Genomic DNA, 5,658 nt, shown 5'->3' with positions numbered 1-5,658 from the left:
GCTTTCCAGGCCAAAGCCGCGCAGGGTATCCTGGAGGGCCTGAAGAAATATTTTAATACGCCATAATACCTTGCGCTTAAGACCCTTCTCTGTTAGAATGGGTTTGCTTGTTTATTCTTAAAAAGCTTTGTGCCTACATATAGATTTAAGGGTAAATTAAAGATTATAACGCTATAAGGCTCTCCAGGGGAGATGAAAAAAGTGCTGCCAGAGCAGCCGGTAGGGGTATTCGATTCTGGTGTGGGCGGGTTGACCGTCGCACGAGAAATACTTCGCCAGCTTCCGGCAGAAACTATTATTTACTACGGGGATACTGCCCACGTCCCCTACGGGTCTAAAACGACAGACCAGCTAAACGCTTATGCCCAGGCTATCGTAGAGTTTTTAATAGAGCAAGGTGTTAAAGCTATAGTAGATGCATGTAATACTACCTCAGCTGTAGCTCTGCCGTATTTAAAGCAGAAATACAATTTACCCATTGTGGGTGTTATTGAACCTGGGGTTAAGGAAGCCCTGGCGGTAACCCGCCGGGGCCGTATCGGTGTAATAGCAACCGAAGCTACTGTGGCCAGCGGTGTACATGAGCGGTTGCTAAAATCCCTGTCTCCGGAAGTTAAGGTGTACCTTCAAGCCTGCCCTCGCTTGGTCCCCTTGGTTGAGGCAGGTATCATAGAAGGAGAAGAGGCCAGGTCTGCGGTGGCCGAGTACGTAACCCCATTGGTAAGGAAGGGGATTGATACCTTAATCTTAGGATGCACCCATTACCCTTTCTTAGCTCCGTTGATTCAGGAGATCACCGGACCGGAGGTAGTCTTGGTGGATCCAGCGGCAAGTACGGTGAGGGAGCTGGCTACTGTCTTAAGGGAACAAGGTGGGCTACGTAGTTTTCACGGGTCTAAAAGCCATGTTTTTTATGTGAGCGGCCCAATAGAAACTTTCCGTAACACGGCCCAAAAATTAGTAGGCTGGCCTGAGCTACAGTCTGTCCAACAGGTAAAACTAGTAGATTAGGTATTAGATTTTAGGTTCTAAATAATTTTAGCTAGGAACGGTGGGTGGATTTTATGGTTAGGGCTGACGGCCGGGGGCTCCGGGACCTGCGCCCGGTGGATATCCAGCGTCATTATTTAAAGTATGCTGAGGGTTCGGTACTAATCACTTTGGGCGACACTAAAGTGATCTGCAGCGCCAGCGTAGAAGAAAAGGTCCCTCCTTTTTTGAAAGGTACGGGTAAAGGGTGGGTAACGGCAGAATACTCCTTGCTACCGCGTTCTACTAAAGAAAGGACGGTAAGGGAAGCAGCTAAAGGGAGACTATCGGGCCGTACCCATGAGATCCAGCGCCTTATAGGTCGCTCTTTAAGGAGTGTAGTAGATCTAGAAGCTTTAGGGGAAAGGACCATCTGGATCGACTGCGATGTAGTGCAGGCCGATGGGGGGACCAGGACAGCAGCCATAACAGGTGGGTTTGTGGCTTTAGTTGATGCTCTAGCTAGTCTGGTGGAAGCTGGAACCTTGTCCCGGCTTCCGGTCCGGGATTTCCTGGCTGCCATTAGTGTAGGCAAGGTTAATGAACATATTTTGTTAGATCTTTCTTTTGAAGAGGATTCTACCGCACAAGTAGATATGAATGTTGTTATGACGGGGAAAGGGCAACTGGTAGAGGTTCAGGGTACAGGTGAAGGGGGGACCTTCTCCCGCCTTGAAATGGAGCAAATGTTGGACCTAGCCTGGGAAGGGATCGCTAAACTCATAGCCATCCAGAAGGAGGTCCTAGGACCGTTGGCCGAACGGGTAGGGGAGGTCAGTGCTTAAGAAACTAGTCCTTGCTACTTCTAACCTGGGGAAGGTAAAAGAACTTAAGGAGCTTTTACAGCCTCTTAGTCTGGAGATCTATTCACTGCGGGATTTTCCTGGCTTAAAGCTTCCGCCTGAAACAGGACGTACTTTTGAGGAGAATGCGATCCTTAAAGCGCGCTTTGTCTCAAGTTTTACGGGATTGGCAGCACTAGGGGATGATTCGGGCTTGGAAGTAGAAGCCCTGGGTGGAGCCCCGGGGGTTTATTCCTCGCGCTTTGCAGGGGAGGGGGCTACGGATGCTCAAAATAATGAAAAGCTGCTAGGGCTTCTTAAAGGTTACCCACAAGAAAAAAGACGGGCAAGGTTCCGTTGCGTGTTGGCCCTATGTACTCCGGAGGGTGATATCTATACCGGCGAGGGATCCCTGGAAGGGGTTATAGCTACCGAACCGCGAGGTACCCACGGGTTTGGCTACGATCCCGTGTTCTTGTTACCAGAGGCAGGTAAAACTTTAGCTGAGCTTGATTTAAAACTAAAAAACACTTTAAGCCATCGCGCCCGGGCTTTACGGGCCATTTGGCCTGCCTTGCTTAGAGTTTTTGGCCGATCAGAGCCAGGGTACGGTTGACGATGGCGGGGGTTATAGGGTATAATTAATCTTGCTCCTGCGGGTGTAGCTCAATGGTAGAGCCCCAGCCTTCCAAGCTGGTTGCGCGGGTTCGATTCCCGTCACCCGCTCCATCAAAACTAAAGACGCCGGGGCAGGCTTCAAGCGTAGGTTGCCCCGGCAGGCTTTAGGAGCAAGGAGTTAGAGAAGCGCCTGTAGCTCAGTTGGACAGAGCAGCGGCCTTCTAAGCCGCGAGCCGCAGGTTCGAATCCTGCCAGGCGCGCCATGCTATAGAGTTAAAACAGGCGTGGTGGGTGTAGCTCAGTTGGTTAGAGCACCAGGTTGTGGCCCTGGGGGTCATGGGTTCGAGTCCCTTCACCCACCCCAATTCTAAGACTTTGGCGCTGGGGCGTAGCCAAGTGGTAAGGCAACGGACTTTGGATCCGTGATTCGTTGGTTCGAATCCAGCCGCCCCAGCCATTCTTCTCCGTGAGCCATTAGCTCAGTCGGTAGAGCACCTGACTTTTAATCAGGGTGTCGGAGGTTCGATTCCTCCATGGCTCACCAAAGTGCGGGCGTGGCGGAATGGCAGACGCGCTAGACTTAGGATCTAGTGGGTCTTCGCCCGTGGAGGTTCAAGTCCTCTCGCCCGCACCAAAATTTATTTTTAAGAAAGAGGAGGGGCATAAAGCCCCTTTTTTCTTTAGGGATAGGTGGTTAACTATGCTAGATACCCAGTTACTGGTGTTTAAGGCAGTAGCTGAGCAGAAGAGTTTTTCCAGAGCAGCCAAGGTGCTCCACATGACCCAGCCTGCTATAAGCATCCATATACAGAATCTAGAGGAATATTTCGGCACCCGGCTCTTAGACCGGAATAATCGACATGTATCCCTGACTGAAGCTGGCCGGGTACTTTATCATTACGCTGTAGAGCTAGACCGGCTCTATGATGAAGCCCGCAAGGCGGTGGCCGAGGTAACAGGGAAAGTTAAAGGTAAACTGGTGATCGGGGCCACCTTAACTATTGGTGAATATCTTTTACCCCGCATCGCCGGGTATTTTAAACAGAGGTATCCAGAAGTTGATATAACCCTCCAGATCGCTAACACCCAAGAGATTGTGCGCAGGATACTGGCTCATGAGCTAGACTTAGGCCTTGTAGAGGGTCGGGTGGATCACCCTGACCTTATCCAACAGGACATATACCAAGACGAACTGGTGGTCATTGTTTCTCCGGAGCACCCGTGGGCCGAACGAGAAGAGATCACCTTAGAGGACTTAAGGAGAGAGCCGGTGATCCTCCGGGAAAAAGGCTCGGGAACGCGCCAGGTGGCAGAAGAAGGGCTAAAAAAAGCAGGATTAGATCTATGCGCTTTAAAAATAGCCATGGAACTGGGTAGCACTCAAGCCATTAAAGAGGCTGTAGAGGCGGGCCTGGGAGTGGCTATTATCTCGCGGCTGGCTATAAAAAAAGAAAGCAGGAACAACCTGCTCCGGGAGGTTAGGGTACAAGGGGTGGACTTTAAACGGTCGTTGCGCGTAGCCTATAGCCGGCACAAATTTCGTAGCCCGTCAGCTGAAGCTTTCCTAAAATTGTTGCTGTCTAAGGAAGCCTTGACCCTTCTGGATTAAGTTATGTATCTACATGTATCTACATCAAAAATATAACTAAATAGCTATACAGAACAAGGAGCAGGGAACCTACTAATCCGGTACTTAAGCCTTTGATGCCTACCTGCCTTACCATATTCAAGTTCACGTTAAGGCCCAACCCCGCCATACCCATGGTAAGGAAGAATACCCCTAACTGGACAAGGGAAGTTACCAAGGAAGGAGGCAAGACATGCCAGGTGTTAAGAAGGCTCAAGGCCAGAAAACCCAGGATAAACCAGGGTATGGGGAGCTTTCGCCAAGTGGGCGTGGCCTTATTCCCCCGAAGATTATAGAATATCCCCAGGAAGAGAACTACGGGTACCAAGAGGGCTACTCTACCCAGTTTGACTAGGAGGGCTAGATCCAAGCTATCTGAACCTCCTGCCTGTGCGGCGGCTATCACATGGCCCAGCTCATGGAGGGTACTACCGGAGAAAAGCCCAAACTCTGTAGGCGAAAGGGGAAGTATAGGGTAAAGTAAGACATACACTAGGGCCATGAGGGTTCCCATCAAGGAGATAATACCTACAGATATAGCTACTTCTTCTTCCCGAGCTTGAACTACGGGAGCGGTAGCGGCGATGGCTGAAGCACCACATATACCTGTACCTATGGCGAGCAGCGAACCATAGTTTCCCGGCAATCCCGCTTTTTTAGCTAATAAAGGGATAAGGGTGAGGGCAGTAAATACAGTCCCTACATCTAAAAGTAGAGCCTGGCTTCCGGTAGCGAGGATTTGGGGTATATTAAGGCGTAAGCCCAGAAGGATTATGCCATAACGGAGCATATTTTTGGTGGCAAAAGTTATACCAGGGAGGGCTGTGGCAGGAACTTCTATAAAGTACCGCCAGGCTATCCCTACTAGTATAGCGAGAACCATACTCCCTAAAAGGTTAAGGTAGGGCAGGCTAGAAAGTTGTTTGGCTACCAGGGCTAAAACAAAGGTTAATCCTAGTCCGGGCACCAGCCCCAGGCTCTGGCTTCTGCCTTGGGCCGTAAGGGGTTTGGTGCTCATAACAAACCTCCTCTCTATATTTGGTTTTTGAGATTAAAATACCATGGTAGCCCGGAAGAAGTAAAATATAGAAGATTTATGGCTTCTATTAACAAGCTTGACAGCTCCACAAGATATTTGTTAAAATGCGGCTACAAAGCCAGCCTCGGCTAAAGCTACCTTAGGCCGAGGCCTTCTTCTAGCAGGAATTGTTTTGGAAACAGCGAAATGATCCTCTAAGTATAAAACCTCGAGGAGGACGTAGCATAAATGAAGGCTACAGTGGAGAAGCTAGAAAGTAACCGGGTAGTTTTGGAAGTAGAGGTAGAAGCTCCCCAGCTAGCTAGAGCTCTTGAGAGAGCTTACCGTAAGTTGGTACGCCAGGTAAACATACCGGGCTTCCGGCGGGGAAAAGCACCCCGGTTTATATTAGAACGGTATCTAGGCAAAGAGCCCCTGTATCATGAAGCCATAGATATGGTGGTACCGGAAGCCTACCGCCAGGCCGTAGAGGAAACTAAAATTGAACCTATCGACCACCCCGAAGTGGAGATAATTCAGGCGGAAGAGGGGCAGCCCCTTATTTTTAAGGCTACTGTAGAAGT

Annotated in this window: 6 protein-coding genes and 6 tRNA genes; 11 read left to right on the top strand and 1 reads right to left on the bottom strand. The window is 49.9% G+C overall.

The features are described 5' to 3' along the window. Window positions 1-192 precede the first annotated feature (192 nt). The 10 genes from murI to L5656_RS10155 all read left to right on the top strand — a co-directional run bounded on the left by murI (window position 193) and on the right by L5656_RS10155 (window position 4,038). Window positions 193-1,011, top strand: a complete 819-nt coding sequence (murI, locus tag L5656_RS10200; RefSeq protein ID WP_297202604.1) for a glutamate racemase — start codon at window positions 193-195, stop codon at window positions 1,009-1,011. Between the two features lie 53 nt (window positions 1,012-1,064). After that, window positions 1,065-1,814, top strand: coding sequence for a ribonuclease PH (gene rph, locus L5656_RS10195; RefSeq protein WP_297202602.1), 750 nt, complete (start codon window positions 1,065-1,067; stop codon window positions 1,812-1,814). Beyond that, window positions 1,807-2,427 (top strand): XTP/dITP diphosphatase, encoded by a 621-nt coding sequence (locus L5656_RS10190; RefSeq protein ID WP_297202600.1) that lies wholly within the window; start codon window positions 1,807-1,809, stop codon window positions 2,425-2,427. The genes rph and L5656_RS10190 overlap by 8 nt, the downstream gene beginning before the upstream one ends. A gap of 39 nt (window positions 2,428-2,466) precedes the next feature. Next, a tRNA-Gly gene (locus tag L5656_RS10185) sits at window positions 2,467-2,540 on the top strand. Window positions 2,541-2,615: 75 nt separating this feature from the next. Continuing rightward, window positions 2,616-2,692: transfer RNA gene (locus L5656_RS10180), tRNA-Arg, on the top strand. Window positions 2,693-2,716: 24 nt separating this feature from the next. Continuing rightward, window positions 2,717-2,793: transfer RNA gene (locus L5656_RS10175), tRNA-His, on the top strand. A gap of 18 nt (window positions 2,794-2,811) precedes the next feature. Beyond that, window positions 2,812-2,886, top strand: a tRNA-Gln gene (locus L5656_RS10170). Window positions 2,887-2,897: 11 nt separating this feature from the next. After that, a tRNA-Lys gene (locus tag L5656_RS10165) sits at window positions 2,898-2,973 on the top strand. Window positions 2,974-2,977: 4 nt separating this feature from the next. Then, window positions 2,978-3,063: transfer RNA gene (locus L5656_RS10160), tRNA-Leu, on the top strand. A 66-nt stretch (window positions 3,064-3,129) separates the two neighbouring features. Then, complete coding sequence (locus L5656_RS10155) at window positions 3,130-4,038, top strand: selenium metabolism-associated LysR family transcriptional regulator (protein ID WP_297202598.1); 909 nt, start codon at window positions 3,130-3,132, stop codon at window positions 4,036-4,038. 19 nt (window positions 4,039-4,057) lie between these two features. Here L5656_RS10155 and L5656_RS10150 read toward each other — a convergent pair whose 3' ends face one another. Continuing rightward, window positions 4,058-5,074 carry a YeiH family protein gene (locus L5656_RS10150; RefSeq protein WP_297202597.1) on the bottom strand — a complete coding sequence of 339 codons (1,017 nt, stop codon included), beginning with the start codon at window positions 5,072-5,074 and terminating at the stop codon, window positions 4,058-4,060. Between the two features lie 249 nt (window positions 5,075-5,323). Here L5656_RS10150 and L5656_RS10145 point away from each other — a divergent pair. After that, a partial coding sequence (locus tag L5656_RS10145; RefSeq protein ID WP_297202594.1) for a trigger factor family protein occupies window positions 5,324-5,658 on the top strand: 335 nt, incomplete at its 3' end.

This window comes from Thermanaeromonas sp. (assembly GCF_021890735.1).
Lineage (GTDB): Bacteria > Bacillota > DSM-521 > Neomoorellales > Neomoorellaceae > Thermanaeromonas.
Note: the sequence above shows the minus strand (reverse complement) of the source record. Positions and strands in the feature narration are given on the sequence as shown.

Excerpts from the sequence above, each read along its gene's own strand:
- murI (WP_297202604.1), top strand. The coding sequence starts at position 193 with ATGAAAAAAGTGCTGCCAGAGCAGCCGGTAGGGGTATTCGATTCTGGT.
- rph (WP_297202602.1), top strand. The coding sequence starts at position 1,065 with ATGGTTAGGGCTGACGGCCGGGGGCTCCGGGACCTGCGCCCGGTGGAT.
- L5656_RS10155 (WP_297202598.1), top strand. The coding sequence starts at position 3,130 with ATGCTAGATACCCAGTTACTGGTGTTTAAGGCAGTAGCTGAGCAGAAG.
- L5656_RS10150 (WP_297202597.1), bottom strand. The coding sequence starts at position 5,074 with ATGAGCACCAAACCCCTTACGGCCCAAGGCAGAAGCCAGAGCCTGGGG.